The sequence below is a fragment of the Pseudomonas sp. AM4(2022) genome (assembly GCF_036346515.1).
Taxonomy (GTDB): domain Bacteria; phylum Pseudomonadota; class Gammaproteobacteria; order Pseudomonadales; family Pseudomonadaceae; genus Aquipseudomonas; species Aquipseudomonas paracarnis.
Genome location: NZ_JAOTNW010000031.1, coordinates 1 through 25,518, shown reverse-complemented (window position 1 = coordinate 25,518; position 25,518 = coordinate 1). Strand labels below are relative to the sequence as shown.

Here is a 25,518-nt window from a genome sequence, read left to right as displayed (position 1 = left end):
GATACTCCCTGTTCGCTATGACTTCACTGTTGGAAGACGGTGTGAAAGCGCCAGCTCAGTAGAGCGCAGATTATAAAAGTTGTCACCCGGTGCAGTGGTAGTTATAGGCCGGAATACTGTAGGAAAATGATTGTAAGTTTGCATTTTAAAATGGTTTTGGTTTTGTGGGTGTAATGGGTTGGGAGGTAAATAGGACGTTTCTGAGAGGTCGGAGTATTTTGAGGTAAGTGGGCGGTTGTTTATTAAGCTTGCGGCCACAAAAAAGCCGATGCAATGCATCGGCTTTTAGTCTGGAACTAAGTTTACAGGTGGCGATTACACATTAAAGCGGAAGTGCATCACATCGCCATCTTTGACAATGTAGTCCTTGCCTTCCAGGCGCCATTTACCAGCTTCCTTGGCACCGGCTTCGCCCTTGAACTGGATGAAGTCGTTGTAGGCGATCACTTCGGCGCGGATGAAGCCTTTTTCGAAGTCGGTGTGGATCACGCCGGCGGCCTGTGGCGCGGTGGCACCGACCTTGACAGTCCAGGCGCGGACTTCTTCGACGCCGGCGGTGAAGTAGGTCTGCAGGTTGAGCATTTCGTAGCCGGCGCGGATCACGCGGTTCAGGCCTGGCTCTTCCAGGCCCAGGGCCTCGAGGAACATGTCCTTTTCTTCGCCGTCATCGAGCTCGGCGATTTCCGCTTCGATCTTGTTGCACACCGGAACAACGATGGCGCCTTCTTCGTCTGCAATGGCCTTGACCACGTCGAGCAGTGGGTTGTTCTCGAAGCCGTCTTCGGCAACGTTGGCGATGTACATCACAGGCTTGGTGGTCAGCAGGTGGAAGCCCTTGATCACGGCCTTCTCATCGGCACCCATGTTCTTCATCAGGCTGCGCGCCGGCTTGCCTTCGGTGAAGTGCGCGATCAGTTGCTCCAGCAGGCCCTTCTGGACCACTGCATCCTTGTCGCCGCCCTTGGCGTTACGCGCGACTTTCTGCAGTTGCTTTTCGCAGCTGTCGAGGTCGGCGAAGATCAGTTCCAGGTCGATGATCTCGATGTCGCGCTTGGGGTCGACGCTGTTGGAGACGTGAATCACGTTCTCGTCTTCAAAGCAGCGGACCACGTGGGCGATGGCATCGGTTTCGCGGATGTTGGCCAGGAACTTGTTGCCCAGGCCTTCACCTTTCGAGGCGCCGGCGACCAGGCCCGCGATGTCGACGAACTCCATGGTGGTCGGCAGGATGCGCTTGGGATTGACGATGGCCGCCAGCGCGTCAAGGCGCGGGTCGGGCATCGGCACAATACCGCTGTTGGGTTCGATGGTGCAGAAGGGGAAGTTCTCCGCCGCAATACCGGACTTGGTCAGGGCGTTGAACAGGGTGGACTTGCCGACGTTGGGCAGGCCGACGATGCCGCAATTGAATCCCATGGTGTTTCCCCTCGGATAAGAGTCAGGCCTTCTGGCTGTGCAGGTTTTTCATCGCGCGGTTCCATTCACCGGCGAAGATATCCGGCAGCACGCCGAGGGCAAAATCGATGCTGGCATCGAGTTTTTCCTGTTCGGCGCGTGGCGCACGACCCAGGACGAAATTTGAAACCATACTGGCAACGCCTGGGTGGCCAATGCCGAGCCGCAGACGGTAAAAATTATTCTGATTGCCCAACTGCGCGATGATGTCGCGCAGGCCGTTGTGCCCACCATGCCCGCCGCCGAGCTTGAGCTTGGCTACGCCGGGTGGTAGGTCCAGTTCGTCATGGGCCACCAGGATTTCTTCGGGTTTGATCCGGAAGAAGCCCGCAAGCGCCGCGACAGCCTGGCCGCTGCGGTTCATGTAGGTGGTGGGAATCAGTAGACGAACATCCTGACCCTGGTGCGAGAAGCGCCCGATCAGGCCAAAATATTTGCGATCGGCCACCAGGTTGACGCCTTGGGCGTGGGCGATGCGCTCAACAAAAAGGGCCCCCGCGTTATGCCGGGTCTGTTCGTATTCGGCGCCTGGATTTCCCAGGCCAACGATCAGTTTAATGGCAGTCACGACAGGGGCCCTTCCTTTGGAGTTGTGGATAACATCGCCGTACCTATGTGCGGCGAAAGTGGACGACACTACATCATTTACTCAAGAGTAAACGCCGCGTTATCGCCCGCTTTCTCGCTACGTTTCGGTCCGCGATGTTTCCTCAAGCTCCGGCAATACAGAGTGAATTACTCTGCAGCGCCTTCTTCAGCTTCTGGAGCAACGCGTGGAGCGTGAACGTTGGCAACAGCTTTGTCATCACCGTGAGCCAGTGCGACAAACTCAACGCCTTTAGGGGCCTTGAGGTCGGACAGGTGAACGATGGCGCCGATTTCCAGAGCCGACAGGTCGACTTCGATGAACTCAGGCAGGTCTTTCGGCAGGCAGGTCACTTCGATTTCGTTCAGGACGTGAGAGATCTCGCCGCCTTTCTTGACCGGAGCTTCTTCACCCACAAAGTGCACAGGCACGATGGCGGTCAGTTTCTGGCCAGCTACAACGCGAACGAAGTCAGCGTGCATGATGAACTGCTTGGAAGGGTGACGCTGCATCGCTTTAACGATGACGTTCTGCTTGGCGCCGTCGACGTTCAGCTCGATAACGTGGCTGTAGGCAGCTTCGTTTTCGAACAGCTTGGCGATTTCCTTGGCCAGGATGGTCACGGATTCAGCAGGCTTGTTACCACCGTAGACAACGGCTGGGATGTTGGCGGCGTGACGCAGGCGGCGGCTCGCACCTTTCCCCAGGTCAGTACGCGCTTGGGCGTTCAGAGTAAATTCGTTCATGTTGTATCTCCAAAATAGCCATCATCGAGGGGCGTTTGCGACCAGCGCCGAACTCGATATGGGCAAAAAAGCCCCGCCCCAGCGGAATGCTGGGGCGGGGCGCTTTTCGTCAGTGAGGTGATCCGTTGGTTTGACCCTTAACGGAACATCGCGCTGATCGATTCTTCATTGCTGATGCGGCGAACCGCTTCGGCAACGACCGGTGCAATATCCAGTTGACGGATACGTGCACAGGCTTGGGCTGCGGCGGACAACGGGATGGTGTTGGTCACCACCAGTTCGTCCAGCACGGAGTTCTCGATGTTCTCGATCGCTCGGCCCGACAGCACAGGGTGTGTGCAGTAGGCGAAGACTTTTGCTGCACCGTGCTCTTTCAAGGCTTTAGCCGCGTGGCACAGGGTGCCGGCGGTGTCGACCATGTCATCAACCAGAATACAGGTACGCCCTTCGACATCACCGATGATATGCATCACTTCAGAGTGATTGGCTTTCTCGCGGCGTTTGTCGATGATCCCGAGGTCCACGCCCAGGGATTTGGCAACAGCCCGTGCACGCACGACGCCACCAATGTCCGGGGACACGATCATCAGGTTTTCAAAGCGCTGGTCTTCGATGTCATCCACCAGGACGGGGGAGCCGTAGATGTTATCTACCGGAATATCGAAGAACCCCTGGATTTGGTCAGCGTGCAGGTCAACCGTGAGCACACGGTCGATACCTACCACGGTCAGCATGTCAGCAACGACTTTCGCGCTGATAGCTACACGTGCGGAGCGCGGACGGCGATCCTGACGGGCATAACCAAAGTAAGGGATTACAGCTGTGATTCGAGTCGCTGAGGAGCGGCGGAAGGCATCAGCCATCACGACGAGTTCCATCAGGTTATCGTTGGTCGGAGCGCAGGTCGGCTGAATAATGAAGACGTCTTTACCGCGGACATTTTCATTGATCTCGGCTGTAATTTCGCCGTCGGAGAATTTACCGACAGAGATGTCACCGAGAGGGATATGCAGCTGACGTACGACACGTCGAGCCAGATCGGGGTTGGCATTCCCCGTAAAGACCATCATCTTGGACACGCGCAGTACCTAGAGGCTGAGGGTAACCTGGATGAGTATTAGAAAATGGCAGGGGCGGCTGGATTCGAACCAACGCATGGCAGGATCAAAACCTGCTGCCTTACCGCTTGGCGACGCCCCTGTATCTGTTGCAACGAGTGCCTAACACTCGGTTCCTTTTAGAGCAGACTTTGCAGCTTGCGATGCAACATCGAAACGTTGCTTCCCTTTGCTACAAACCCTGTAAGGGTCTCTGTAAGAAGGGCCGAGACTTTATCAGCTTCAGCTTTGCTTGGGAAGCCCCCAAACACACAACTTCCAGTGCCGGTTAATTTTGCTTCGGTAAATTTACCTAACAAATTCAAAGCGTTACGTACCTCTGGATAACGCCTTGCTACAACCGGTAAGCAGTCATTTCGACTGTTTCCCTTGGGAACGGGGCGCACTTTAATGGGAGAAGAGTTACGTGTCAACAACGGATCTGAAAAAATTTCTGCTGTACTTACAGATACTTGCGGCACCAGCACGACATACCAGGGTTCTTCGGGCTCCACAGGGGTGAGTTTCTCCCCGACGCCCTCAGCAAATGCGGCGTGCCCCCGCACGAAAACCGGGACGTCGGCGCCCAGCGTGAGGCCCAGCGCAGCAAGGCGATCGTGGTCCCAGCCCAGTTGCCATAAGTGATTGAGGCCCAACAAAGTGGTCGCGGCATTTGAGCTGCCGCCACCGATACCACCGCCCATGGGCAGGATTTTGTCGATCCAGATATCAATGCCAAGTGTGCAGCCGGAGTTTTCCTGAAGTTTTTTGGCCGCCCGCACAATCAGATTGCTGTCGTGGGGCACACCGTCGAATTCGGTGTGCAGTTGAATCACGCCATCGTCACGTACGGCAAAGGTCAGCTCATCGCCGTAGTCGAGAAACTGAAACAGCGTCTGCAACTCGTGGTAGCCATCTTCACGACGGCCAAGGATGTGCAGCATCAGGTTGAGCTTGGCCGGGGAGGGCAGGGTCAATTTTTGTGCGGACACGTTATTGCCCCAGCTTGCGCGGTTGCCAGTCCTTGATCACCAGCGTGACATCAAGGTCGGTGCCATGCAGCTTGATACGCTCGGGAAGCCAATAGCCGCTTTGCTCCACGTAGCTCAAATATTCGACCTGCCATCCATCCTGCTCCAGGGTGGCGAGGCGACTGTCGCCATTGAGGCTCAGACGGCTCTTGCTGTCAGGTGCCGGCAGGCCGCGCACCCACCAGACCAAATGCGAGACGGGCAACTTCCAGCCAATCTGCTGCTCCAGCAGTTCTTCCGGGGAGGTTGCCTCATAGCGGCCCTGATTGGCCACTTCCAGGCTGACTTGCCCCGGCCGGCCAGTCAGGCGGGCTGCGCCACGACCCAGGGGGCCCGAGAGGCGAATGTCGTAATAGTCCTGGCGTTGCAGCCAGAACAGGGTGCCGCTGCCGGAATCTTTCGGCGCACGCACCCCGACCTTGCCCTCGATCTGCCAGCCATCGATGCTGCTGAGCTGGTCCTTGTGTTGTTTCCATTGTGCCGGGTTGCCCTGGCCTTCAACGGATTCACGGCTGCCGATGCCCGCGCAACCGGCGAGCAGGGCGATGAAGCTGAAAACGATAACGTGGCGCAAGAACATAAGCTTAAAGGGTCTCGGATCCGGTCAGGCGCTTGATGGTGCTGCGCAGGATGGGGCTGTCGGGTTGTTCCTTGAGGAATTTTTCCCAGATTTGTCGGGCTTCGCGCTGCTTGCCATTGGCCCAGAGCACTTCGCCCAGGTGTGCGGCAACTTCTTGGTCCGGGAAACGCTCAAGTGCCTGGCGCAGCAAGCGCTCGGCCTCGTCGAGGTTGCCCAGTCGGTAATTCACCCAGCCCAGGCTGTCGAGTACGGCCGGGTCTTCCGGGTTGAGCGCGTGGGCTTGTTCGATCAGCGCCTTGGCTTCAACGTAGCGCGTTGTGCGGTCGGACAAGGTGTAGCCCAGGGCGTTAAGGGCCATGGCGTTGTCCGGGTCACGCTTGATGATCAGGCGCAGGTCTTTTTCCAACTGCGCCAGGTCATTGCGTTTTTCCGCCTGCATGGCGCGGGTGTACAGCAGGTTCAAATCGTCGGGGTATTGCAGCAACGCCTGTTGCAATAACTTCCAGGCGCGTTCGCCCTGCTTGTTGGCCGATAAGGTCTCGGCCTGGATCAGGTACAGCTGGATGGCATAGTCCGGCTCGGCATCGCGGGCTGCGGCCAGGCGTTTTTCCGCTTCGTCGGTGCGGCCATTGCTCATCAGGATGTCGGCCTGGCGCAACTGGGCGGGCAGGTAGTCATTGCCGGGGCCGACCTGGGCATACTCAAGCAGGGCCGCCTGCGGGTCGTTACGCTCTTCAGCGATGCGGCCCAGGTTCAGGTGCGCCGAGTCCACGTGGCTGTCACGTTCGATCAGTTCTTGCAGGTAGCCCTTGGCCTCGTCCCAGGCCTTGGCTTCCAGGCACACCAGTGCAAGGGAATAACGCAGTTCGTCGTCGTCCGGGTATTGCTGGACCAGGTTGGCGAACTGCACTTTGGCGTCTTCCATACGATCCTGCTCAACCAGCATGCGTGCATAGGTCAGGAGCAGGCGCTTGTCGCCTGGGTATTTCTTGATGCTTTTTTCCAGCAGCGGAATCGCTTCCTTGCCGCGGTTAAGGCTTTGCAGCAGGCGTGCACGTAACAGGATCGGCGCGATTTCGCCTTCTTCCGGCGGGTTCTGTTCCAGGAGTTTGAGCGCGGCGTCGGCTTCATCGTCCTGTTGCAGCAGCAGGGCCTTGCCGAAAATCAACTGGCTGTTCTTCGGGTGCTTTTGCAGCAGGCGATCGAAACTCTTCATCAGGCCATTGCGCGTGTCCTGGTCGGTGTCGGCGGCCGACAGCGCAAGAAAGTCAAAATGCGTGTCGCCCTTGCCCTGCAAAACCTTCTCCATATAGACCATGGAGTCGTCATAGCGCCCGGCACGCGCCAGTTGCACGGCTGCGGCGCGCTGTGCTTCCAGGTCATCCGGGGCGTTTTTGGCCCAGATCAGCGAGGTGTCCAGCGCTGCCTGGTCGGCGCCCAGGTATTCGGCGATGCGAAACGCTCGCTCGGAAATCCCCGGGTCCTGGGTATTGATGGCCTGGGTCACGTAATTATCCAGCGCAATATCGAAGCGATTGCGCTGGCCGGCCAGTTCAGCGGTCAGCAGGCTGTAGATCGTTTCTTCACTGAACGAGGAATAAACCTTGGGCTTTTCAGGGGCGGGAGTGCTGTCTTCCACCGGCGACGTAGCGTCCGGCGACACGGGTGCCATGGCCTGGCAGCCGCTGAGGAAGACAAAAGCGAGGAGCAACGCGGAAGATCTATTCATATAGGAAGAGGACGACTAACCTGCGGTCGGATCATCATGACACAAGCCTTCGGCCAAACATAACCGGGGCACTCGGAATACGACTATTGCTGCCTTTTGCCTTTCCTTTGTAGGAGCGAGCTTGCTCGCGAAAAACCTGAGAGCGCCGCTGGGCGCCAGGCTTACCGCGTTATCGTTGACGATTTTCGCGAGCAAGCTCGCTTCTACAAAAGTGCATTGATAGGCATAAGGTATAGGGACAATAGACGACGGTGGTTGTTCTGGATCTTTCGAAGTAGGACAATTGTCGGCTTCCCGACATCATCAGCGATATTGAATGGCCTTCCTCGCACTCGGTATTAACCACAAGACTGCCTCCGTAGACGTGCGCGAGCGCGTGGCGTTTACGCCAGAGCAGTTGGTTGAGGCCCTGCAGCAGCTCTGCCGGCTCACCGACAGCCGCGAAGCTGCGATCCTTTCGACCTGCAATCGCAGCGAGCTCTATATAGAGCAGGAACATCTCTCGGCGGATGTGGTGCTGCGCTGGCTGGCCGATTATCACCATTTGAGCCTCGATGACCTGCGCGCCAGCGCTTATGTGCATGAAGAGGATGCGGCAGTTCGTCACATGATGCGTGTGGCGGCCGGTCTCGATTCGCTGGTGTTGGGTGAACCGCAGATTCTCGGCCAGATGAAGTCCGCCTACGCCGTGGCGCGTGAGGCCGGCACCGTCGGCCCGTTGCTGGGCCGCCTGTTCCAGGCCACCTTTAATTCCGCCAAGCAAGTGCGTACCGATACGGCCATCGGCGAAAACCCGGTGTCCGTGGCCTTTGCCGCTGTGAGCCTGGCCAAGCAGATTTTCAGCGACTTGCAGCGCAGCCAGGCCCTGCTGATCGGCGCTGGGGAAACCATCACCCTGGTGGCCCGTCACCTGCACGACCTTGGCGTAAAGCGCATCGTGGTCGCCAACCGCACCCTGGAGCGCGCCAGCATTCTGGCTGAGCAGTTCGGTGCGCATGCGGTGCTGCTGTCGGACATTCCCGCTGAACTGGTACGCAGTGATATCGTCATCAGTTCCACCGCCAGCCAATTGCCGATTCTGGGCAAGGGCGCGGTCGAGAGCGCGTTGAAGCTGCGCAAGCACAAGCCGATCTTCATGGTGGATATCGCCGTTCCCCGGGATATCGAGCCCGAAGTCGGCGAGTTGGACGACGTTTACCTCTATAGCGTCGATGATCTGCATGAAGTGGTCGCTGAAAACCTCAAGAGCCGTCAGGGGGCCGCCCAGGCCGCCGAGGAAATGGTCAGCACCGGCGCCGAAGATTTCATGGTGCGCCTGCGTGAACTGGCGGCAGTGGATGTGCTCAAGGCGTATCGTCAGCAGGGTGAACGCCTGCGTGATGAAGAGTTGCTCAAGGCCCAGCGCATGCTGGCCAATGGCAGCGGCGCCGAAGAGGTGCTGATGCAATTGGCCCGTGGCCTGACCAACAAACTGCTTCACGCGCCCAGCGTCCAGTTGAAAAAGCTTACCGCCGAAGGCCGCCTCGATGCGCTGGCCATGGCCCAGGAACTCTTTGCCCTCGGTGAGGGCGCGTCAGACAGCTCTTCGGATAAAAAACCGCAATGAAAGCGTCACTGCTCAATAAACTGGACGTGCTCCAGGACCGTTTCGAAGAACTGACCGCCTTGCTCGGCGATGGCGAGGTCATTTCCGATCAAACCAAATTCCGTGCCTATTCCAAGGAATACGCCGAAGTTGAGCCCATTGTGGCCACCTATAAAAACCTGCTGAAAGTCCAGGTCGACCTCGAAGGCGCCCAGGCCCTGCTCAAGGACAGCGACCCGGACATGCGCGAAATGGCCGTGGAAGAAGTCCGCGAAGCCAAGGAAAAACTCGCCGAGCTTGAGGGTGACCTGCAACGCATGTTGCTGCCCAAGGACCCTAACGACGGACGCAACGTGTTCCTCGAAATCCGCGCCGGTACCGGTGGCGACGAAGCGGCGATTTTTTCCGGCGACCTGTTCCGCATGTATTCGCGTTATGCCGAGCGTCGCGGTTGGCGCGTGGAGATCCTCTCCGAGAACGAAGGCGAGCACGGCGGCTATAAAGAAGTCATCGCCCGGGTTGAAGGCGACAACGTCTACGGCAAGCTGAAGTTCGAGTCCGGTGCGCACCGCGTACAGCGGGTGCCGGCGACAGAATCCCAAGGCCGTATCCACACCTCGGCGTGCACCGTCGCGGTGTTGCCTGAGCCGGACGAACAGGAAACGATCGAGATCAACCCGGCGGACCTGCGCGTCGACACCTACCGCTCATCCGGCGCGGGTGGCCAGCACGTTAACAAGACCGACTCGGCGATCCGTATCACCCACTTGCCGTCTGGCATTGTGGTGGAGTGCCAGGAAGAACGTTCCCAGCACAAGAACCGTGCACGGGCCATGTCCTGGTTGTCGGCCAAGTTGAACGACCAGCAGACCAGCGCCGCGGCCAACGCAATTGCCAGCGAACGCAAGCTGCTGGTGGGCTCCGGCGACCGCTCCGAGCGTATCCGCACCTACAACTTTGCCCAAGGCCGGGTTACCGACCATCGGGTCAACCTCACCCTGTACTCCCTCGACGACATTCTCGCCGGTGGCGTGGATGCGGTGATAGAGCCGTTGCTCGCCGAATATCAGGCCGATCAACTGGCGGCGATAGGTGACTAAATGACCATCATTGCCAGCCTGCTGCGCGCCGCTGACCTGCCCGACTCGCCGACGGCGCGCCTGGACGTGGAGTTGCTGCTGGCCGCTGCCCTGGGCAAATCGCGCAGCTACCTGCATACCTGGCCGGAAAAGATCGTCAGCAGCGAAGACGCCCTGACCTTTGCCGGCTACCTGCAGCGCCGCCGCAGCGGCGAGCCGGTGGCGTATATCCTCGGCCAGCAAGGCTTCTGGAAACTCGACCTGGAAGTAGCACCGCACACCCTGATCCCGCGCCCGGAAACTGAATTGCTGGTGGAAGCTGCCCTGCAATTGCTGCCCGCCACGCCCGCCCAGGTCCTGGACCTGGGCACCGGTAGCGGCGCCATCGCCTTGGCCCTGGCCAGCGAACGTCCGGCCTGGCAGGTCACGGCGGTCGACCGTGTGCTGGAGGCCGTGGCCCTGGCCGAGCGCAATCGTCAACGCCTGCACCTCACTAACGCGACGGTGCTCAACAGCCATTGGTTCAGCGCCCTGCAAGGCCACCGCTTCGACCTGATCATCAGCAACCCGCCCTATATTGCCGACAATGACCCGCACCTGGTGGCTGGCGATGTGCGCTTCGAACCGGCCAGTGCGCTGGTGGCGGGGCACGATGGTCTGGACGACTTGCGCCTGATCATTGCAGAGTCTCCTGGCCACCTGAACGACGGGGGCTGGCTGTTACTCGAGCACGGTTACGACCAGGCCCAGGCCGTGCGTGAATTGTTGCTGAACCAGGGTTTCGAAGGCGTACATAGCCGCATTGACCTCGGCGGTCACGAACGCATCACCTTGGGGCGCCGCCCGTGCTGACCGACCAGGAGCTGTTGCGCTATAGCCGGCAGATTCTGTTGCAGCCTGTCGACATCGACGGCCAATTACGCCTGAAGCAAAGCCGCGCGTTGATTGTCGGCCTGGGTGGCCTGGGCGCTCCGGTGGCGCTTTACCTGGCCGCTGCTGGGGTGGGCGAATTGCACCTGGCGGATTTCGATACAGTCGATTTGACCAACCTGCAACGCCAGATCATCCATGACACTAACAGCGTGGGGCAGACCAAGGTCGATTCGGCCATGGGGCGTCTGAGGGCGATCAACCCTGAAGTCACCCTGGTCGCCCATCGCGCTGCGCTGGATGCCGACTCGCTGGCTGCTGCGGTGAACGCAGTGGACCTGGTGCTCGATTGCAGCGACAACTTCTCTACCCGCGAGGCGGTCAACGCGGCCTGCGTCGCCGCTGGCAAACCGTTGGTCAGTGGCGCGGCCATTCGCCTTGAGGGGCAGTTGTCGGTATTCGACCCCCGTCGCGCCGACAGCCCCTGTTACCACTGTTTGTACGGGCACGGCAGCGACACTGAACTGACCTGCAGCGAAGCCGGCGTCGTCGGGCCGTTGGTGGGGGTCGTTGGCAGCCTGCAAGCGTTGGAAGCCTTGAAGCTGCTGGCCGGTTTTGGTGAGCCGTTGGTGGGGCGCCTGTTGCTGATCGATGCGCTGACCACGCGTTTTCGCGAGTTGCGCGTCAAGCGCGACCCCGGTTGCAGCGTCTGCGGGACACAGCATGGTTAAGGGCGCGCCTATTGGTGTGTTCGATTCCGGCATCGGCGGCCTCACGGTGCTGGAAGAAATCCAGCACTTATTGCCCCACGAGTCACTGCTGTACGTGGCGGACTGCGGGCACATTCCCTATGGCGAGAAAACCCCGGCGTTCATTCTTGAACGTTCTCGCTCGGTCGCTGAGTTTTTCCGCGAGCGGGGCGCCAAGGCCTTTGTGATTGCCTGCAACACGGCGACGGTCGCCGCGGTGGCCGATCTGCGCCAGGACTACCCCGACTGGCCACTGGTAGGCATGGAGCCTGCGGTCAAACCTGCTGCCGCGGCCACGCGCAGTGGCGTGGTGGGTGTGCTTGCCACTACGGGCACACTGCAAAGCGCCAAGTTCGCCGCCTTGCTCGACCGTTTTGCCACCGATGTGCGGGTGATTACCCAGCCGTGCCCGGGCCTGGTGGAGCTGATTGAAGCCGGCGACCTCAACAGCCCCGCCTTGCACACCCTGCTGCAAGGCTATATTGAGCCGCTGCTTAGCGCCGGTTGCGACACCATCATCCTGGGTTGCACTCATTACCCCTTCCTCAAGCCACTCCTGGCGCAGATGCTGCCCCCCAGCATCATCCTCATTGATACCGGCGCCGCCGTGGCGCGCCAGCTCAAGCGCTTGCTGGGTGAGCGCGACCTGCTGGCCGTTGGCGAACCTGAACCTGCACAGTTCTGGACCAGCGGCGATCTGTGTCACCTAAGAAATATCCTACCGACACTTTGGAAACATCCTGGAGTTGTGCGAAGCTTTGGCTCGTGAAAATTTCGTGAAATAACACTGAAAAAAGCTGAACTTCTGGCTATGCGTCGGCTTCTATAGCCCGTTAGCCTGTACATAACCCAATTATTCCGTTTGCAAAGGACGTTTCACATGAAGCGCTTGTTCTGTTTGGCTGCGATTGCGGCCGCTATGTTGGGACACTCTGTTTCAGCCCAGGCCGCCGGCCTGGAGTTCGGCTTGGGGAGCACCAGCGATTCGACGCTGACCTACCGCCTGGGCCTGACCTCCGATTGGGACAAAAGCTGGATGCAGAGCAATGTCGGCCGACTGACCGGCTACTGGAGCGGCGCCTATACCTATTGGGAAGGGGACGACCGTGCAGGCGCCAGCAGCCTGTCGTTCTCGCCGGTATTTGTGTATGAGTTTGCCGGCGAGTCGGTCAAGCCCTACATCGAAGCCGGTATCGGCGTGGCGTTGTTCTCCCGCACTCGGCTGGAAGACAACAACATCGGCCAGTCCTTTCAGTTCGAAGACCGCCTGGGTTTCGGCCTGCGGTTCAACGGCGGACATGAAGTGGGCATTCGTGCCACGCATTATTCCAATGCTGGCATCAGCAGCAATAACGATGGGGTAGAGAGCTACTCGCTGCACTACACCATGCCGCTCTAATCTCAAGAACACTTGGCCCCCCTGTGGGAGCGGGCTTGCTCGCGAAAGCGGTGTATCAGCTAGCACATGCCTAGACTGCCCCACCGCCTTCGCGAGCAAGCCCGCTCCCACACAAGCCCGTGATCATCACGGAGTTCGGGGTCAGCGGTAGGCCGTGGTAATACCCTCGCGCTCTTCAAGGCATTCCGGCGCACCCATCTCGAACTCCCGGCAAATCAACGGCCGAAGCTCATAGATCGTGCACATCATCGTGTCGCGGTCCAGCGCTGCGCACCAGCCGTCGTCCAGGCGCAGCATCACCTCACCTCCCCAATCGTCGGTATCGATAAAGCGTTGCGGCACGCCGGTGTCGGTGATCAGCATGACTTCCAGTTGGCAGCAACAGGCCGCGCACGTCGAGCAGGTGACGGGTTCGGTGATTTGAATGTGAGGGATGTTGGTCATAGGCGCGCAGTGTAAGGCAAGTGCGCTAGACGCGTATGAATGCTCGGACGGGCGTCAGTGTTCCAGCCTCTGCGCAACCCCGTGCAACAGCGGAAAGAGCATGGCCCATAACAGCGCCAGGCCGATCAATGTTGGGGTGGTGCCGTACGCAAAACTCACGCCTGCCAATTGACTGCCGGCGTAATAAGACAACGGCCCGCCCACCGCGCCTAGCAGGCTGGCCAGCCACCAGGGGTGTGCGCTCCAGGCCAGGCAGTGCAGCAAGGTGGTGGCCAGCAAGGCCCATAACAGTATCAGCCACAGCGGAATCAATGGCCCCGGTGTATTGAACTCAAACACGCCGAGCCCGCGCAGTGCCGTATCGACCAGGGTGCCCAGCACCGTCACGGCCAGAATCACTTGCCCCTCTCTGGTCCATGAACTTATCCACAGAAGATGGACGCCCAGCGCCGCGATACCAATTAGCAGCCAACGGCTATCGCCGCCGAGCACGCAGGCAAACCAGCCGCACTGAAACAGCACGGCATTGGCCAGGGGTTTAAGCACTGAAACGCCCGAGCAGCGGCGGATTGATTGCCGCCGGTTTGGCCAGCAGCAACTGTGCGGTGCCGATGGTGCGCTCCATGAAGCCGCCTTCGCAGTAGCACAGGTAAAACTCCCACAGGCGCAGGAAGTATTCGTCATAACCCAGTTCCGCAAGACGGCCATGGGCGCGGCGAAAGTTCTCATGCCACAGGCGCAGGGTGCGGGCGTAGTGCAGGCCGAAGTCTTCCATGTGCAGCAGGTTCATGTCGGTGTCGCGGCTGACGATCTGCAGCATGTTTTGCACACAGGGCAGCGCGCCGCCGGGGAAGATGTAGCGCTGGATAAAGTCGACGCTGCGCTTGGCCTGTTCAAAGCGCTGTTCACGAATGGTGATGGCTTGCAGCAGCATCAGGCCGTCGGGCTTGAGCAACTGGGCACACTGTTTGAAATAGGTGGGCAGGAAACGATGGCCCACCGCTTCAATCATTTCGATCGACACCAGCTTGTCGTACTCGCCGCAGAGGTCGCGGTAATCGCGCAGCAGCACGGTCACTTGTTCTTGCAGGCCCAGTGCCTCGATACGCTGGGCGGTGTAGGCGAACTGTTCCTTGGACAAGGTCGTGGTGGTGACCCGACAGCCGTAATGCTGCGCGGCATACAACGCCATGCTGCCCCAGCCGGTGCCGATTTCCAGCAGGTGGTCGCTGGGCTTGAGCGCCAGTTTCTGGCAGATGCGCGCCAACTTGTTCAGCTGTGCTTGCTCCAGGGTGTCATCAGGCGTGAGGAACTGTGCCGCCGAGTACATCATGGTGGGGTCGAGAAATTCTTCGAACAAGTCGTTGCCCAGGTCGTAATGGGCAGCGATGTTTTTTTGCGAGCCTTTACGTGTGTTGCGGTTGAGCCAGTGCAGGCCCTGAGTAAACGGCCGGGCCAGGCGAGCCAGGCCACCCTCCATGGCGTCGAGCACCTCCAGGTTGCTGACCATCACCCGCACCACGGCGGTGAGGTCGGGGCTGGTCCAGTAACCATGGATAAACGCTTCGCCGGCGCCGATCGAGCCATTGGCCGCCACCAGCCCCCATACCGCCGCATCGAGAATCTGGATCTCGCCCAGCAGGTGCGCTTCCCGTGCGCCGAAGACTTGCCGCTCGCCATCCTCAATGATCACCAACTGGCCATGGCGCAATTGGCTGAGCTGGCGCAAAACGCCTTTGCGCAATAGCGCAGCGGTCATGCCGTTGACGTTCAGGCGGTTAGCCTTGACCGATAAGCTAGGGGATTTCATGGTGGCGATCCTTGGTATACCCGACTGCGGTGCGAGAGGCGCCATCGGCGCCCTGGTGGGAAAAAATCGGTGTGCGTTTGAGCAGCAGGCGCAAGGCTTGCCAGTAGATCGCAAGGCCGGTCTTGGCGGTCATCCAGGGAAAGTGCCACAAATAGCGATGCAGGCTGGCGCGGCTCAGTGCCTGTTTTTCCAGGCTCAAGGTGGCGTCGAAGACTTTTTGCGTGCCCTGCCAATCGGCCATGTGCACGCCGAGCCTGGCGGCGGGCGGACTGAAACTCATGCGGTATTCCAGGTCGCGAGGCAAAAACGGCGACACATGGAAGGCCTTCGCCACGGCGAAATGCTGGTGCTCATCGGCGCCCAGTGCCTGGGCAGGCAGCACGTAGTGATAGCGCTCGCGCCATGGGGTGTTGGTCACTTCACACAGGATCGCGGCCAGTTGCCCGTCAGCCTCGAAGCAGTAGAAGAAACTCACCGGGTTAAAAGCCAGGCCCCAACTGCGGGCCTGGGTCAGCAGGCAGATAGCGCCCTGGGGTGTATGCCCCAGGGCCTTGCCGACTTCGTAGCGCACAGCATCGCTCAAGCTCATGCCGTGGCGCGTGAGTTCACGCAGGTAATCCTGCTGGCGAAAACCGAAAGGCGCCAGGCGACCCGTGCCGGCCAGCGGCGAGAGCCCCAGTACGTCATCCTCTTCGCTGAGGTCCAGGTACAACAGGCCGATGCGGTAGCGAAAGGCGTGGGCCTTGGGCGTAAACCGGCGATGGGCGATCCAGCCGCTGTACAGAGCGCTGTTCACAGGGTTTCCCCAAAAGCCTGGGCCACGCGCAGAGCGCTGACCACGCCATCTTCGTGAAAACCGTTGGCCCAGTAGGCCCCGCAGTAAAAGGTATTGCGCACGCCGTTCAATTCTTCCCAGCGTGCCTGTGCGGCGACTGCGGCCAGGCTGTATTGCGGATGGGCGTAGGTGTAGCGCGCCAGGATCTTCAGCGGATTGATCGTCGGCGTCTGGTTGAGGCTGACGCAAAAGGTAGTGGCGCTGTCGATGCCTTGCAGGATGTTCATGTCATAGGTGACGGCGGCTTGTTGTTGCGTGTTGCCCGTCAGCCGATAGTTCCAGCTGGCCCAGGCCAGTTTGCGGTCGGGGAGCAGGCGTGTGTCGGTGTGCAGCACCACGTCGTTGTCGGCGTAGGGCAGGGCACCGAGGATCTGCTGTTCGGCCTGGCTGGGGTCGTCGAGCAAGGCCAGGGCCTGATCGCTGTGGCAGGCGAACACCACGCGGTCGAAGGTTTCGCTGCCGGCCGGGCTGTGGATAACCACGCCCTCTTCGCTGCGTTGCACCTTATGCACAGGGCAGTTGAGCCGTATCTGTTCGCGAAAGCTGCGGGTCAGGGGCTCGATATAACGGCTGGAGCCGCCTTCGATCACACACCATTGCGGGCGGTTGCTCACCGAGAGCAAGCCGTGGTTCTTGAAGAAACGCACAAAAAACTGCAGCGGAAACTTGAGCATATCGGCCAGGGACATCGACCAGATGGCCGCGCCCATCGGCACGATGTAATGCCGGATAAACCGCGGCCCATAGCCGCCGGCGGTGAGGTAATCGCCCAAGGTCATGTCGGCGCTGATGCGCTGCTCTTGCAAGTCCAGGGGCGCCTGGCGATTGAAGCGCAGGATATCGCGCAACATGCCCCAGAACCCCGGCGACAGGATATTGCGGCGCTGGGCAAACAGGCTGTTGAGGTTGTTGCCGTTGTACTCAAAGCCAGTGCTTTGGTCACACACCGAAAAGCTCATCTCGGTGGGTTTGAACCTGACCCCGATCTGCTCCAGCAGACGGATGAAGTTCGGGTAGGTCCAGTCGTTGAACACAATGAAGCCCGTGTCTACCGCATAGCTTTTGCCGTCGACCGTCACGTTGGCCGTATGGGTATGCCCGCCAATGCAGTCACTGGCCTCAAACAGCGTAATGTCATGGCGACGGCTGAGCAGGTAGGCGCTGGTCAGGCCGGCGATGCCGCTGCCGATAATGGCGATCTTCACAGGTCGTCCTTCCTCGGCGGCGGGCTGCGCAGCATGCGTTTGCCGATGATCAGTTGCGCGCGGTTGGGCAGCTTCGACAGCGGCCATAAAGTGGCGATGAACAAGGCCGGAAAGGCGATTTCCAGCGGGCGTTTTTCCAGCTTGGCGAAGATGTGTTTCGCGGCTTTGTCGGCCGGCCAGCTCAGGGGCATCGGGAAATCATTGCGCTCGGTCAGCGGCGTGTCGACGAAGCCTGGGCTGATCACAGTGACATCGATGCTTTCCGGCGACAGGCCGATACGCAGGGATTCGAACAGGTAACGCAGGCCGGCCTTGGACGCGCCGTAGGCTTCGGCGCGGGGCATGGGCAGGTAGGTCACGGCACTGGCCACGCCCACTAGATGCGGGGTACGCCCGGCGCGCAACAACGGCAGCGCGGCCTCGATGCAATAGCTGCTGGCCAGCAGGTTGGTACGCACCACGTGCTCGATGATCGAGGCATCAAATTGCCGGGCGTCCACGTATTCACAGGTGCCGGCGTTGAGGATCACCGTGTCCAGCGAACCCCAGACCTCGCTGATACGCTCACCGATCTCGCGCACGGTCTGGCTGTTGGTCAGATCGCCGGCCACCACCAGCACCTGGCCTGGATATCGAAGGGCGAGGGCATCCAGCGGGCCTTGGGTGCGGGAACTGAGGGCCACGTGGGCGCCGCTGGCGAGCAACTCCACGGCCAGCGCCGCACCGATACCACTGCTGGCGCCGGTCAGCCAATAACGACGGGGCGGTGTAAGGCTCATCCCATTCTCCTTTTCAGCCAACGAATAACGCGACCCAGTAGGGGGACATGTTCATAGAGCAGGGCGCCGGCATCGAAATAGTCGCGATGGCGGTAAACCTTGTCGTGCCACATCAAATGGGAACAGCCTGGCACCTCGATCATCTGGCCGCCGGCCAGGCGTGGGTGACGAAAACGCATACTCCAGCGCAGGTAGCCCTCGCCTTCGGCCACGGTATCGAAGCCGTGGAAGTCAAAATGCAGCTCGCTGACGTTGCTGTACAAGTCGGCAAAGTAACGCCGCAACGCTGGCAGGCCCTGGACTTCATGCAGGGGGTCGGCAAAGGCGATGTCCTCGCTGTACAGGCTGCCGAGCAGGTGCAGGTTGTGCTTATCCAGCGTGGCGAAGATGTGGGCGAATTGGCGCAGGAAGTCACTCATGTTCGGCCATCTCCTGGCGCGAAGGCAGCCGGCGAAATGCGGCCAAGGCGCGCTCGCGAGACTGTTTCAAATCGACGATGGCACGCGGGTAATCCGCCACGCCGAACAGGCCGCCCACCGCTTCGGGGTTGTGCACTTGTTTTTTATTCAGCGTGGCCAGCTCCGGTAGCCAGCGTTTGATGAACACGCCGTCGCCGTCGAATTTTTCCGATTGGCTCAGCGGGCTGAATATCCGGAAATACGGCGCCGAGTCGGTGCCGGTGGACGAACTCCACTGCCAGCCGCCGTTGTTGGCCGCCAGATCCCCGTCGATCAGGTGGCGCATAAAGAAGCGCTCGCCTTCGCGCCAGTCGATCAGCAGGTTTTTGGTCAGGAACATCGCCACCACCATGCGCAGGCGGTTGTGCATCCAGCCGGTTTCCAGCAGTTGGCGCATGGCCGCGTCGATGATCGGCAAGCCGGTGCGCGCCTGTTGCCAGGCGGCCAGGTCTTCGGGCGCCTTGCGCCAGGCCAGCGCTTCGGTTTCCGGGCGAAACGCGCGGTGGCGGGAAACCCGTGGGTAGCCGACCAGGATGTGTTTGTAGAACTCGCGCCACAGCAGCTCGTTGATCCAGGTGATGGCGCCGATGTCGCCGCTTTCGAACTCGCCCTGGTTGGTTTGCAGCGCGGCGTGCAAGCACTGGCGCGGCGAAACCACTCCGGCGGCCAGGTAGGCAGAAAGCTGACTGGTGCCGGGCTTGGCCGGGAAGTCGCGTTCATCCTTGTAATAGCTGATCTGCTGATCGGCGAAGGCATCGAGGCGACGGCGCGCCTCGTCTTCGCCAGCGGGCCAGAGGGCACGCAAGGTTTCGCTGGGTGTTGGGAACCCTTCGACTGCCCTCGGCACAGGGTCGCTCTTCACGCCAAGTCCGGCCTGGGCCTTTGGCGTCGGCACCACGCGGGGCAGGGCGCTGTGCAGGCGGCTGTAGCAGACCTTGCGGAACTGGCTGAACACCTGGAAGTAGGTCCCGGTCTTGGTCAGCACACTACCCGGCTGGAAAAACAGTTGGTCCAGGTAGCTGTGGAAGGTCACGCCGTCTGCTTCCAGGGCCTGGGCCACGGCGCTGTCGCGGCGGGTTTCGTGAATGCCGTACTCCTCGTTGACGTGTACCGACTCCACCGACAGCTCGCGGCACAGTTGGCTCAGTACCGTCGGCACCTGGTCCCAGGTCGCGGCGTGGCGGATTAACAGCGGGATGTTGAGGTTGCCCAGTGCCTGGCTCAGGTGCTGCAAGTTGCGCAGCCAGAAATCGACTTTGCACGGCGCGTCATCATGCGCCTGCCATTGCTCGGGCGTGATCAGGTAAACAGCCGCGACGGGGCCGCGCTGGCTCGCGGCTGCCAGGGCAGTGTTGTCGTGCAGGCGCAAGTCGGTGCGCAGCCAGATCAGATGCATTCAGACAATTCCACGCTGGATCAATAATTGATGGGCCGCCAACAGGTCCTCGGCCACGGACAACTCAGGGATGTCCTGGGTTAATACGCCCAACTCGGCGTGGTGGATGCACACCGTTGGTCCGGCAATCACGGTTGGGCAACGGATGCCGCCCAGCAGTTTGCTGAGTGCCGGCACCTGCAACGCCTTGCTCGAATACAGCAGCACCGCACGTGGTTGCAGGTGTTCCACCGCCAGGGCGAGTTCGCCGACCGGCAGTGGCCAATCGAACACTTCCACCGGGCAATCGGCACTGCTGGCCAGCCAGGCGCTGAGCCACAGGTGGGGTTCCAGGGGCAGGTCGGAATGATTGACCAGCAACAGCGGTGCGCCGTGCAGTTGACGATTGTTGTGATAGATCCGTGCGCCGAACTTGCTGCGCAGCCAGGACAGGAAGAACACCCGCTCCATCTGCGCCCCGAACTGGCCCTGCCAGCGTTGTTCCAGCTCGTTGAGCAGCGGCAGCATCAATTGCTCGCACAAGGTGCGTGGCGGGTAGAGCGCCATGGCCTGGTTGAACGCGTCATCGACACGGCGCTCGGCCAGTTCACTGATGGCACTCACCAAGTGCTGGCGCAGGCTCTGCCATTCGTTTTCCATCGGCGCCGTGCTGCCTTGGGCGGAGTCGATCAGGCCTTTGACCTGGCTGACCGGCACGCCGCGATTGAGCCAGGTGAGGATAGCCTGGATGCGTTGCACGTGTTCGGCGCTGAACAACCGATGCCCCTTGGGCGTGCGCTGGGGCACGATGAGGCCGTAGCGGCGCTCCCACGCGCGCAGCGTCACCGCATTCACGCCGGTCTGGCGCGCCACCTCGCGGATTGGCAGCCAGCCGTTTTCCAGGGCGTGGGCGATGTCTTCGCCGGGTTCGTCGAGCAGGGCAGGTTTCATGGGTTAGATCGCATTACGCAGGCTGAGGTTTTCCGGGTGCGGTTGCAGGTAGGCCTGCTGCGCGATGTAGCGGTCCGGGTGTTGGCGAAAGTGGTGCTTGAGCAGGGTCAGCGGCACCACCAGCGGCACGATGCCGTGGCGGTATTGGCCGATGACGGTCTGCATTTCCTGTTTGTCATCGGCACTGATGGCCTGCTTGAGGTAGCCACTGATGTGTTGCAGCACATTGGTATGGGTACCGCGAGTCGCGCATTTTTTCAGGCCCGCCATCAGTTCGCTGAAATAGCCGTCGGCCAGGGCTTGCAGGTCAATGCCCTGGCCCATGCTGCCGAGCAAGTGGCCCAGGCTTTTGTAATGCGCCGGGCTATGGGCCATCAGCAGGTACTTGTAGCGCGAGTGAAACGTCAGCAAGCGGTGACGGGTAAGGCCGTCGGCCAACAGTTGCTGCCAACTGGCGTACACGAATACGCGGGTGAGGAAGTTTTCCCGCAGCACCGGGTCGTTCAGGCGACCGTCTTCTTCCACCGGCAGGTTAGGGTGACGCGCACAAAACGCCTGGGCGTAAATACCGCGCCCGCCACCGTCGACGGGCGTGCCGTTGTCGCGGTACACCTTGACCCGCTCCAGGCCGCACGACGGTGATTTCTGCATAAAGATGTAGCCGCACAGGTCAGTGTGTTCCCGGGCCATTTGCTGGCCGTAGTCGTCCAGTGGCTGAGTGACATTGAGCGCAGGGTTTACGCTGCCCACGGCCTGCGGTTGGTTGGGGTCGCCGACCAGGCGGATCGCTTGCCGAGGAATGCCCAGGCCGATGGCAACTTCAGGGCACAACGGGACAAAATCGAAATAGTCACTGAGGGTCTGGCTGCATAGCAGGGACTGTTTATGACCGCCATTGAAGCGCACGTTCTCACCCAGAAGGCAGGCGCTGATGGCGATCTTCGGTTTCACGTGGCTGGACATAAGCAAACCTCTGCAAGAATCCTGTACAAGCTAAAAATCTTGTACAACTAAATCTCATCATAGGCTCGATGTTGTACAAGTCAAATAATTTGTACAGGTTTGTGCGGTTGCGTTATTTCCAGCCGATTTGCCAGTCCTCAGCGTTTTTCAGGGTCTGCCAGGGCAGGCGTTCGGCGCGCCGGGTGAGGATGGCCTGCAGTTCGATGTCCAGCACCGTGCCCTCTTCGTCACGGAACAATTCGGTGACCAGGAAGTGTTTTTCCTTGTGGCGAGGATGAGCTGCCGTCCATTTTGACAGCAGCAGTTTGGCAGGGTTGATGCGGTTCATTGCAGGTGCTCGATCAAGCGTCGCGCCGCTTCCTGGCCACTCAACCAGGCACCTTCCACCCGGCCGGAGAGGCACCAGTCGCCACAGACGAACAAGCCCAGGTCGGCGTCGGCCAGCACGCCGAATTCATGGCTGTTCGATGGGCGTGCGTAGAGCCAGCGATGCGCCAGGCTGAACGACGGCGCGGGCATGGCGCTGTGCAGCAATTCGGCAAAGGCGCCGTGCAGGTGTTCGATCACCGCTTCCTTGGGCAGGTCCAGGTGGGCCTTGCTCCAGGCGCTGGTGGCGTGCAGCACCCAGGTGTCGAGGGTGGTGTCGCGCCCGGGCTTGCTGCGGTTGCGCGCCAGCCAGTCGAGGGGGCTGTCTTGCACGAAGCAGCCCTCCATCGGCGTACCCAGGGGCTTGTCGAACGCCAGGGCGATGGCCCAGGTCGGGTCCATTTTCACCCCGGCCGCAGCGCTCGCCAGCTTGGGCGCGGCGGCCAGCAGGGCGGTGGCTTGGGGAGCCGGCGTGGCGATGATCACATGGCTGAAAGGGCCGTGATTGCCGCCGTCCGCGTCGAGCAGGTTCCAGTGCTGCGTACCCTGGAAGACTTCGGTGATGCGGCAACCGAACTCCACCGGTAAGTCGTCGAGCAGGGCGCGAGTGATGGCGCTCATGCGCGGCGTACCGACCCAGCGGATCTGCTCATCGGGGGAGGGCGTCAGTTGGCCGGACTTGAAGTTATACAACTGCGGCTTCCACTGCTCGGCCCAGCCGTTGCTCTGCCAGCGCTGCACTTCGTTGACGAAGCGCCGGTCGCGGGCGGTGAAATATTGCGCACCCATGTCCAGCGCGCCGGCATCGCTGCGCTTGCTGGACATGCGGCCACCGCTGCCGCGGCTTTTATCGAAGAGTTGTACTGCGTGCCCGGCGTCTTGTAACGCTCGGGCGGCGGAGAGACCGGCGATGCCGGTACCAATGATCGCGATGGGAACAGTCATGGAAGGCCTCGTTTTACCGTTGGGTACAGACTACGCCGACACCAATAGCTGTACAATATTGTTTTTTGGTATAAGTTTTGGCGTGCCTGATTGCGTGGCGTGACCTATGGTTAAGCTAAGGCTTGAACCCTCGTCACGCTCAATTATCAAATTGATCCCTGCTTATAAAATAGACCAGTGAGCGGCGGCGAACGTTACATGAGGAGAGTCCCATGCATATTTTGCTGACCGGCGGTACCGGCTTGATCGGTCGCCAACTCTGCAAGCACTGGCTCGCACAAGGCCATCGCCTGACGGTGTGGAGCCGGCAACCGGAAACGGTCGCCCAGGTCTGCGGTGCGCAGGTGCTCGGGGTGGCTCGCCTACAAGAGGTGATTGGCGCGGTGGACGCGGTGGTCAACCTGGCAGGCGCGCCTATTGCCGACCGGCCTTGGACCCACAAGCGCAAGGCGTTGCTGTGGAACAGTCGCATTCACCTCACCGAAACCTTGCTGGCCTGGATGGAAAGCCTGGAGCAAAAACCGGCGGTGCTGATCTCCGGTTCTGCGGTGGGTTGGTACGGCGACGGCGGCGAGCGCGAACTGACCGAAGCCAGCGGCCCGGTACTGGATGATTTCCCCAGCCAGTTGTGTATCGCCTGGGAGGAAACCGCCCAGCGTGCCGAAGCCTTGGGCATTCGCGTGGTGCTGGTGCGTACGGGGTTGGTGCTGTCTGCCGAGGGCGGCTTTTTGTCGCGCCTGCTGCTGCCGTTCAAACTGGCGCTGGGCGGGCCGATTGGCAATGGACGGCAGTGGATGCCCTGGGTACATATCAAGGATCAAATCGCCCTGATTGATTTTCTTCTGCACAAGCAAGACGCCAACGGTCCTTATAATGCCTGCGCGCCACACCCGGTGCGTAACCGCGAATTTGCCAAGACCCTGGGCCAGGTGCTGCACCGCCCGGCGTTCATGCCGATGCCGGCATTTGCGTTGAAGGTTGGCCTGGGTGAGTTGTCCGGCTTGTTGCTGGGCGGGCAAAAGGCTTTGCCTGAACGGCTGCAGGCCGCAGGTTTCACTTTCCAGTTCACTGAGTTGCGTGCGGCTCTGGACGACTTGTCCAGCCGCCTCTAAAGATAGGATGTTGCATGACCGATCACGCGTTGTTACTGGTCAACCTGGGTTCGCCAAAGTCCACTTCAGTGGCCGACGTGCGCAGCTACCTCAATCAGTTCCTGATGGACCCTTATGTGATCGACTTGCCGTGGCCGGTGCGGCGCTTGCTGGTGTCGCTGATCCTGATCAAGCGCCCCGAGCAATCGGCCCATGCCTATGCGTCGATCTGGTGGGACGAGGGTTCGCCGCTGGTGGTGCTGAGCCGCCGCCTGCAACAGCAAATGACCGCGCAGTGGACCCAGGGCCCGGTGGAACTGGCGATGCGTTACGGCGAGCCGTCCCTGGAAACGGTCCTGACGCGCCTGGCCGCCCAGGGTATTCAAAAAATTACACTGGCGCCGTTGTACCCGCAGTTTGCCGACAGCACTGTCACCACGGTGATAGAGGAAGCCAAGCGGGTGGTGCGCGACAAGCAACTGAATGTGCAGTTTTCGATCCTGCAACCGTTCTACGATCAGCCTGAGTACCTCGATGCGCTGGCGGCGAGTGTGCGCGCTTATGTGGAGCAGGATTACGATCACTTGCTGCTCAGTTTCCATGGCTTGCCTGAGCGTCACCTGACCAAGCTCGACCCTACCGGCCAGCACTGCTTCAAGGACGCTGACTGTTGCAAGAACGCATCCCCTGAAGTGCTTGCCACCTGTTATCGCGCGCAGTGCTTCAGCGTGGCGCGGGACGTGGCCGAGCGGCTGGGCTTGCCGGAGGGTAAATGGTCGGTGGCGTTCCAGTCCCGCCTGGGCCGGGCCAAGTGGATCGAACCCTACACCGAGGCGCGCCTTGAGGCATTGGCCCAGCAAGGCGTGAAGAAGCTGCTGGTGATGTGCCCGGCGTTTGTCGCCGATTGCATTGAGACGTTGGAGGAAATTGGCGATCGCGGTCGCGAGCAATTTCGTGAAGCGGGGGGCGAGGAGTTGGTGTTGGTGCCTTGCCTGAATGATGAGCCGCACTGGGCGGCGGCCCTTAATACCCTGTGCGAACGGGCGCCGGTTGCCTTGTAATCGAGGCCTGGGGTGATCCAATTGTGGGAGCTGGCTTGCCTGCGATGGCGGCCTGCCAACCGACGCTTCTCTACCTGACCCCCCGCGATCAACCTGTGGGAGCGGGCTTGCTCGCGAAGGCGGCCTGGCAGTCAACACAGTTGGATTGTGTACATATCCATTGCTGCGGTAACGGCCACCTAGGGTTCCGCTCAACAGCGGGTCACTTTTGGAAGGACCCAAAAGTAACCAAAAGGTCCTCGCCCCACCACTCGGCACCTCGCCTAGGCTCGGTGTGCCCGAACGCAGGCTTGAATCCGTGGGCCGCCGCCACGCGCCATCCATGGCGC

Annotated in this window: 27 protein-coding genes and 1 tRNA gene; 8 read left to right on the top strand and 20 right to left on the bottom strand. The window is 60.5% G+C overall.

The genetic code is table 11. The annotated features are described in order from the left end of the window. Positions 1–315: 315 nt before the first annotated feature. The 8 genes from ychF to ODQ19_RS26175 form a co-directional block, all read right to left on the bottom strand. Positions 316–1,416 (bottom strand): redox-regulated ATPase YchF, encoded by a 1,101-nt coding sequence (ychF, locus tag ODQ19_RS26210; RefSeq protein ID WP_014716830.1) that lies wholly within the window; start codon positions 1,414–1,416, stop codon positions 316–318. 22 nt (positions 1,417–1,438) lie between these two features. Beyond that, positions 1,439–2,023: an aminoacyl-tRNA hydrolase gene (gene pth, locus ODQ19_RS26205; RefSeq protein WP_330211623.1), complete on the bottom strand. Its 585-nt coding sequence runs from the start codon at positions 2,021–2,023 to the stop codon at positions 1,439–1,441. Positions 2,024–2,190: 167 nt separating this feature from the next. Beyond that, positions 2,191–2,787 (bottom strand): 50S ribosomal protein L25/general stress protein Ctc, encoded by a 597-nt coding sequence (locus tag ODQ19_RS26200; RefSeq protein ID WP_116668044.1) that lies wholly within the window; start codon positions 2,785–2,787, stop codon positions 2,191–2,193. A gap of 137 nt (positions 2,788–2,924) precedes the next feature. Next, the gene (locus tag ODQ19_RS26195) at positions 2,925–3,866 is read right to left on the bottom strand and encodes a ribose-phosphate pyrophosphokinase (RefSeq protein ID WP_003171603.1); all 942 of its coding nucleotides are present in this window, start codon (positions 3,864–3,866) and stop codon (positions 2,925–2,927) included. Positions 3,867–3,912: 46 nt separating this feature from the next. Continuing rightward, positions 3,913–3,987: transfer RNA gene (locus ODQ19_RS26190), tRNA-Gln, on the bottom strand. A gap of 37 nt (positions 3,988–4,024) precedes the next feature. Further along, a complete protein-coding gene (gene ispE, locus ODQ19_RS26185) occupies positions 4,025–4,828 on the bottom strand; it encodes a 4-(cytidine 5'-diphospho)-2-C-methyl-D-erythritol kinase (protein WP_330211641.1) in 804 nt (267 codons plus the stop codon). 49 nt (positions 4,829–4,877) lie between these two features. Then, positions 4,878–5,495, bottom strand: coding sequence for a lipoprotein insertase outer membrane protein LolB (gene lolB / locus ODQ19_RS26180; protein ID WP_032893661.1), 618 nt, complete (start codon positions 5,493–5,495; stop codon positions 4,878–4,880). Between the two features lie 4 nt (positions 5,496–5,499). Further along, positions 5,500–7,224, bottom strand: coding sequence for a tetratricopeptide repeat protein (locus ODQ19_RS26175; RefSeq protein WP_330211622.1), 1,725 nt, complete (start codon positions 7,222–7,224; stop codon positions 5,500–5,502). 316 nt (positions 7,225–7,540) lie between these two features. On the opposite strand from ODQ19_RS26175, the gene hemA reads away from it, so the two are divergent. From hemA to ODQ19_RS26140, 6 genes are all read left to right on the top strand, one after another. Further along, entirely contained in the window at positions 7,541–8,830 is a 1,290-nt protein-coding gene (gene hemA, locus ODQ19_RS26165) for a glutamyl-tRNA reductase (protein ID WP_003188356.1), read from the top strand. Continuing rightward, a complete protein-coding gene (gene prfA / locus ODQ19_RS26160; RefSeq protein WP_116668041.1) occupies positions 8,827–9,909 on the top strand; it encodes a peptide chain release factor 1 in 1,083 nt (360 codons plus the stop codon). Before hemA ends, prfA begins: the two co-directional genes overlap by 4 nt. Further along, complete coding sequence (gene prmC / locus ODQ19_RS26155; protein WP_116668040.1) at positions 9,910–10,740, top strand: peptide chain release factor N(5)-glutamine methyltransferase; 831 nt, start codon at positions 9,910–9,912, stop codon at positions 10,738–10,740. It begins immediately after the preceding gene. Further along, the gene (locus ODQ19_RS26150) at positions 10,734–11,489 is read left to right on the top strand and encodes a molybdopterin-synthase adenylyltransferase MoeB (RefSeq protein WP_116668039.1); all 756 of its coding nucleotides are present in this window, start codon (positions 10,734–10,736) and stop codon (positions 11,487–11,489) included. Before prmC ends, ODQ19_RS26150 begins: the two co-directional genes overlap by 7 nt. Continuing rightward, on the top strand, positions 11,482–12,276 hold the full coding sequence (gene murI, locus ODQ19_RS26145; RefSeq protein WP_330211621.1) for a glutamate racemase: 795 nt from the start codon (positions 11,482–11,484) through the stop codon (positions 12,274–12,276). Before ODQ19_RS26150 ends, murI begins: the two co-directional genes overlap by 8 nt. A gap of 111 nt (positions 12,277–12,387) precedes the next feature. Then, positions 12,388–12,906, top strand: a complete 519-nt coding sequence (locus tag ODQ19_RS26140) for an acyloxyacyl hydrolase (RefSeq protein ID WP_014716838.1) — start codon at positions 12,388–12,390, stop codon at positions 12,904–12,906. Between the two features lie 141 nt (positions 12,907–13,047). On the opposite strand, the gene ODQ19_RS26135 is transcribed toward ODQ19_RS26140, so the two are convergent. The 12 genes from ODQ19_RS26135 to ODQ19_RS26080 form a co-directional block, all read right to left on the bottom strand. Next, positions 13,048–13,350: a YkgJ family cysteine cluster protein gene (locus tag ODQ19_RS26135; protein WP_003188364.1), complete on the bottom strand. Its 303-nt coding sequence runs from the start codon at positions 13,348–13,350 to the stop codon at positions 13,048–13,050. Positions 13,351–13,404: 54 nt separating this feature from the next. Beyond that, positions 13,405–13,896 carry a DUF2878 domain-containing protein gene (locus ODQ19_RS26130; protein ID WP_330211620.1) on the bottom strand — a complete coding sequence of 164 codons (492 nt, stop codon included), beginning with the start codon at positions 13,894–13,896 and terminating at the stop codon, positions 13,405–13,407. Continuing rightward, the gene (locus tag ODQ19_RS26125) at positions 13,889–15,160 is read right to left on the bottom strand and encodes an SAM-dependent methyltransferase (protein ID WP_116668035.1); all 1,272 of its coding nucleotides are present in this window, start codon (positions 15,158–15,160) and stop codon (positions 13,889–13,891) included. Before ODQ19_RS26125 ends, ODQ19_RS26130 begins: the two co-directional genes overlap by 8 nt. Then, positions 15,147–15,956: a DUF1365 domain-containing protein gene (locus tag ODQ19_RS26120; protein ID WP_330211619.1), complete on the bottom strand. Its 810-nt coding sequence runs from the start codon at positions 15,954–15,956 to the stop codon at positions 15,147–15,149. The genes ODQ19_RS26125 and ODQ19_RS26120 overlap by 14 nt, the downstream gene beginning before the upstream one ends. Continuing rightward, positions 15,953–17,200, bottom strand: a complete 1,248-nt coding sequence (locus tag ODQ19_RS26115; protein ID WP_330211618.1) for an NAD(P)/FAD-dependent oxidoreductase — start codon at positions 17,198–17,200, stop codon at positions 15,953–15,955. Before ODQ19_RS26115 ends, ODQ19_RS26120 begins: the two co-directional genes overlap by 4 nt. Then, positions 17,197–17,979 (bottom strand): SDR family NAD(P)-dependent oxidoreductase, encoded by a 783-nt coding sequence (locus tag ODQ19_RS26110; RefSeq protein ID WP_116668032.1) that lies wholly within the window; start codon positions 17,977–17,979, stop codon positions 17,197–17,199. The genes ODQ19_RS26115 and ODQ19_RS26110 overlap by 4 nt, the downstream gene beginning before the upstream one ends. Further along, a complete protein-coding gene (locus ODQ19_RS26105) occupies positions 17,976–18,398 on the bottom strand; it encodes a nuclear transport factor 2 family protein (protein WP_330211617.1) in 423 nt (140 codons plus the stop codon). The genes ODQ19_RS26110 and ODQ19_RS26105 overlap by 4 nt, the downstream gene beginning before the upstream one ends. After that, positions 18,391–19,833, bottom strand: coding sequence for a deoxyribodipyrimidine photo-lyase (gene phrB, locus ODQ19_RS26100; protein ID WP_330211616.1), 1,443 nt, complete (start codon positions 19,831–19,833; stop codon positions 18,391–18,393). The genes ODQ19_RS26105 and phrB overlap by 8 nt, the downstream gene beginning before the upstream one ends. Continuing rightward, a complete protein-coding gene (locus tag ODQ19_RS26095) occupies positions 19,834–20,763 on the bottom strand; it encodes a MerR family transcriptional regulator (protein WP_116668029.1) in 930 nt (309 codons plus the stop codon). Between the two features lie 3 nt (positions 20,764–20,766). Further along, positions 20,767–21,726, bottom strand: a complete 960-nt coding sequence (locus ODQ19_RS26090; RefSeq protein ID WP_330211615.1) for a YbgA family protein — start codon at positions 21,724–21,726, stop codon at positions 20,767–20,769. 112 nt (positions 21,727–21,838) lie between these two features. Then, complete coding sequence (locus tag ODQ19_RS26085) at positions 21,839–22,054, bottom strand: TIGR02450 family Trp-rich protein (RefSeq protein WP_116668027.1); 216 nt, start codon at positions 22,052–22,054, stop codon at positions 21,839–21,841. Next, complete coding sequence (locus tag ODQ19_RS26080; RefSeq protein ID WP_330211614.1) at positions 22,051–23,037, bottom strand: NAD(P)/FAD-dependent oxidoreductase; 987 nt, start codon at positions 23,035–23,037, stop codon at positions 22,051–22,053. The genes ODQ19_RS26085 and ODQ19_RS26080 overlap by 4 nt, the downstream gene beginning before the upstream one ends. 212 nt (positions 23,038–23,249) lie before the next feature. Here ODQ19_RS26080 and ODQ19_RS26075 point away from each other — a divergent pair, with 212 nt between their 5' ends. Continuing rightward, complete coding sequence (locus ODQ19_RS26075) at positions 23,250–24,149, top strand: TIGR01777 family oxidoreductase (RefSeq protein ID WP_014716850.1); 900 nt, start codon at positions 23,250–23,252, stop codon at positions 24,147–24,149. Between the two features lie 14 nt (positions 24,150–24,163). Further along, positions 24,164–25,189 (top strand): ferrochelatase, encoded by a 1,026-nt coding sequence (gene hemH, locus ODQ19_RS26070; protein WP_116668025.1) that lies wholly within the window; start codon positions 24,164–24,166, stop codon positions 25,187–25,189. Positions 25,190–25,518 lie beyond the last annotated feature (329 nt).

What these genes read in the sequence shown, in the direction of transcription:
- ychF (WP_014716830.1), bottom strand. Translation starts at nt 1,416, where the DNA reads ATGGGATTCAATTGCGGCATCGTCGGCCTGCCCAACGTCGGCAAGTCC.
- ODQ19_RS26200 (WP_116668044.1), bottom strand. Translation starts at nt 2,787, where the DNA reads ATGAACGAATTTACTCTGAACGCCCAAGCGCGTACTGACCTGGGGAAA.
- ispE (WP_330211641.1), bottom strand. Translation starts at nt 4,828, where the DNA reads ATGCTGCACATCCTTGGCCGTCGTGAAGATGGCTACCACGAGTTGCAG.
- lolB (WP_032893661.1), bottom strand. Translation starts at nt 5,495, where the DNA reads ATGTTCTTGCGCCACGTTATCGTTTTCAGCTTCATCGCCCTGCTCGCC.
- ODQ19_RS26175 (WP_330211622.1), bottom strand. Translation starts at nt 7,224, where the DNA reads ATGAATAGATCTTCCGCGTTGCTCCTCGCTTTTGTCTTCCTCAGCGGC.
- hemA (WP_003188356.1), top strand. Translation starts at nt 7,541, where the DNA reads ATGGCCTTCCTCGCACTCGGTATTAACCACAAGACTGCCTCCGTAGAC.
- prfA (WP_116668041.1), top strand. Translation starts at nt 8,827, where the DNA reads ATGAAAGCGTCACTGCTCAATAAACTGGACGTGCTCCAGGACCGTTTC.
- prmC (WP_116668040.1), top strand. Translation starts at nt 9,910, where the DNA reads ATGACCATCATTGCCAGCCTGCTGCGCGCCGCTGACCTGCCCGACTCG.
- murI (WP_330211621.1), top strand. Translation starts at nt 11,482, where the DNA reads ATGGTTAAGGGCGCGCCTATTGGTGTGTTCGATTCCGGCATCGGCGGC.
- ODQ19_RS26140 (WP_014716838.1), top strand. Translation starts at nt 12,388, where the DNA reads ATGAAGCGCTTGTTCTGTTTGGCTGCGATTGCGGCCGCTATGTTGGGA.
- ODQ19_RS26135 (WP_003188364.1), bottom strand. Translation starts at nt 13,350, where the DNA reads ATGACCAACATCCCTCACATTCAAATCACCGAACCCGTCACCTGCTCG.
- ODQ19_RS26125 (WP_116668035.1), bottom strand. Translation starts at nt 15,160, where the DNA reads ATGAAATCCCCTAGCTTATCGGTCAAGGCTAACCGCCTGAACGTCAAC.
- ODQ19_RS26110 (WP_116668032.1), bottom strand. Translation starts at nt 17,979, where the DNA reads ATGAGCCTTACACCGCCCCGTCGTTATTGGCTGACCGGCGCCAGCAGT.
- ODQ19_RS26105 (WP_330211617.1), bottom strand. Translation starts at nt 18,398, where the DNA reads ATGAGTGACTTCCTGCGCCAATTCGCCCACATCTTCGCCACGCTGGAT.
- phrB (WP_330211616.1), bottom strand. Translation starts at nt 19,833, where the DNA reads ATGCATCTGATCTGGCTGCGCACCGACTTGCGCCTGCACGACAACACT.
- ODQ19_RS26095 (WP_116668029.1), bottom strand. Translation starts at nt 20,763, where the DNA reads ATGAAACCTGCCCTGCTCGACGAACCCGGCGAAGACATCGCCCACGCC.
- ODQ19_RS26090 (WP_330211615.1), bottom strand. Translation starts at nt 21,726, where the DNA reads ATGTCCAGCCACGTGAAACCGAAGATCGCCATCAGCGCCTGCCTTCTG.
- ODQ19_RS26085 (WP_116668027.1), bottom strand. Translation starts at nt 22,054, where the DNA reads ATGAACCGCATCAACCCTGCCAAACTGCTGCTGTCAAAATGGACGGCA.
- ODQ19_RS26080 (WP_330211614.1), bottom strand. Translation starts at nt 23,037, where the DNA reads ATGACTGTTCCCATCGCGATCATTGGTACCGGCATCGCCGGTCTCTCC.
- ODQ19_RS26075 (WP_014716850.1), top strand. Translation starts at nt 23,250, where the DNA reads ATGCATATTTTGCTGACCGGCGGTACCGGCTTGATCGGTCGCCAACTC.
- hemH (WP_116668025.1), top strand. Translation starts at nt 24,164, where the DNA reads ATGACCGATCACGCGTTGTTACTGGTCAACCTGGGTTCGCCAAAGTCC.